We start from the raw sequence: 2,753 nt of genomic DNA on the forward strand, positions 1-2,753 counted from the left end.
TTATTAAGCTACTTTCTATACAGACTATACAGAAGCTTACTTCTTATTACGCTTTCGCTCAGTCTCGGTAAGAAGCTTCTTACGAATACGAATGCTTTCTGGCGTTACTTCAACCAACTCATCATCTTCGATAAACTCAAGCGCCTGCTCTAGCGTATGCGTAATCGGCGGAACCAAGGTCAAGGCCTCATCGGTACCCGATGCACGAACGTTCGTTAGCTGCTTACCTTTGACCGTATTAACAACCAAGTCATTAGAGCGTGAGTGAATGCCGACAATCTGACCTTCATAAATATCAACACCAGGGCCTAAGAATAAACGGCCACGCTGCTGAACAGTAAACAACGAATAAGCAGTGGTCTTACCTTTGACCATACTCACCAACACACCGTTCTGACGCTCAAAAGAGCCACCAGACTTCACTTCGCCATAGTGATCAAAGACACTCGTCATGATGCCTGAACCAGAAGTCAGCGTCAGGAATAATCCACGGAAACCGATCAAACCACGAGAAGGGATAACAAACTCAAGACGCACACGCCCTTTACCATCCAACTCCATATTGGTTAATTCTGCCTTTCGCAAACCCATTGCTTCCATCACAGGCCCTTGATGCTGCTCTTCAACATCAATTACAACCATCTCATACGGCTCGTGAATCTGGCCATCAACTTCTTTCTGGACAACTTCAGGGCGCGATACCGCCATCTCAAAACCTTCACGACGCATTGTTTCAATCAATACAGAAAGGTGTAATTCACCACGACCCGAGACAACAAACTTGTCCGGCGTATCACCTGGCGCCACTCGTAATGCCACATTGTGAATAAGCTCTTGATCAAGACGGTCCTTAATATTACGCGTCGTAACAAACTTACCTTCCAGGCCTGCAAAAGGAGAATCATTCACCACGAAGGTCATACTTACGGTTGGCTCATCTACGTTTAGTGCTGGCAAAGCCTCTACACACTCCGGGTCACACAAAGTATCTGAAATACCTAAGCCATCAATACCATTGATACAAACAATATCTCCAGCATTCGCCAGTGGCGTCTCAACCTGCTCAAGCCCCATATGAGTTTTGACGTTAAGCACCTTGCCTTTACGCTCATTACCCTTGGCATCTTTAATAATTACTTGCTGATTTGGCTTCAATGTTCCGCGAGTAATACGACCTACACCAATAACACCTACGTAGCTGTCGTAAGCCAATGCAGACACCTGCATCTGGAACATTCCTTCAGGATCTACATCAGGCGCTGGCACTTGTTCTGTGATCATCTCATACAGCGGCGTCATATCGTCAGCCATATCCTCAGGGTCTGAACCAGCAATACCATTCAGCGCCGACGCATAAATAACAGGGAAGTCTAACTGTTCATCCGTCGCACCCAAGCTATCAAACAAATCGAAAACCTGATCCATCACCCAGTCTGGACGAGCACCCGGGCGATCTATTTTATTGATTACAACAATAGGACGTAAACCCTGCTCAAACGCTTTTGAAGTCACAAAACGAGTTTGAGGCATCGGCCCATCAACGGCATCAACCAACAGCAATACCGAGTCAACCATCGATAATACACGCTCTACTTCGCCACCGAAGTCAGCGTGCCCAGGTGTGTCAACGATATTGATATGATAGTCATTCCATTGAATGGCTGTATTTTTTGCCAGAATGGTAATACCGCGCTCTTTTTCCTGGTCATTGGAGTCCATGATACGCTCAGAACCTTCGTCCCGACGTTCGAGTGTACCCGATTGGCTTAACAACTTATCTACAAGCGTCGTTTTACCATGATCAACGTGAGCAATGATGGCAATATTTCTTAATTTCTCTATCACAATACGGGTACCTGTTATCCTGAAAAGACTAAATCCAAGACTTAAATTAAAAGTAACTGAATATAAATTGGACGCGAATTATACAGAAAGAACGTCATATTAAAATGCAGTAAACAAATATTTTACATTTTAGTTTTTTACTGTCGCACCATTTTATTGCACTAAACAGCATGAAGCACCGCTATGGTGCGCATTACATCGTAAAAATCCACTGATACTCCCTTCCAGCCACCTATTTTCAAGCACTTACAAATAATCAAAATTGGCAAACATATTGCACACTGACATAGAAAAACTAATGTCAACAAATAATTGGGGAATAATGAAGATAGTTCTGCTATCCTTCATTTTTTCCTCTTCCAGGCTGCCCAGCAAAGGCGTCTGACAACTTGGACGGTACTTGAAATATAAATAGTATTTGAAAAGTTTGTTTAGACTGGTTAGGCCGGACACCTGCTGCGAAAATCGCTAGGCACTGCGCATGTCGCAACTTGAGTGTGACAATTTAGTGCAGTGCTCGGCACTTGAAATAACATGAAACAAACCTTTGTTTCGAATACGTCCAAAAATGGAGAAATTAGAATGTCAGAGAAAACTCTCGGCCTAATCAAAGAAAACGAAGTCACATGGGTCGACCTTCGCTTCACAGATACTCGCGGTAAAGAACAACACGTAAGCATTCCATCTTCTGAAGTTGACGAAGACTTCTTCGAAGAAGGCAAAATGTTTGACGGTTCATCAATTGCTGGCTGGAAAGGCATCAACGAATCAGACATGATCCTTATGCCTGAAGACGCTACAGCAGTACTTGACCCGTTCACAGAAGAAAGCACTTTGATCCTTCGTTGTAACATCGTTGAGCCTTCAACTATGCAAGGCTACGAGCGCGACCCACGCTCTGTTGCGAT

At 44.1% G+C, this 2,753-nt stretch carries 2 protein-coding genes; one reads left to right on the plus strand and one right to left on the minus strand.

The window, feature by feature from the left end; all coding sequences use genetic code 11:
- Window positions 1-36: 36 nt before the first annotated feature.
- Window positions 37-1,845, minus strand: coding sequence for a translational GTPase TypA (gene typA, locus A3735_RS18430; RefSeq protein ID WP_068510231.1), 1,809 nt, complete (start codon window positions 1,843-1,845; stop codon window positions 37-39).
- A gap of 582 nt (window positions 1,846-2,427) precedes the next feature.
- On the opposite strand from typA, the gene A3735_RS18435 reads away from it, so the two are divergent.
- Window positions 2,428-2,753 (plus strand): glutamine synthetase beta-grasp domain-containing protein (locus A3735_RS18435; RefSeq protein WP_197485933.1); only part of this gene is annotated, 326 nt, incomplete at its 3' end.

Source organism: Oleiphilus sp. HI0061, from assembly GCF_001635675.1.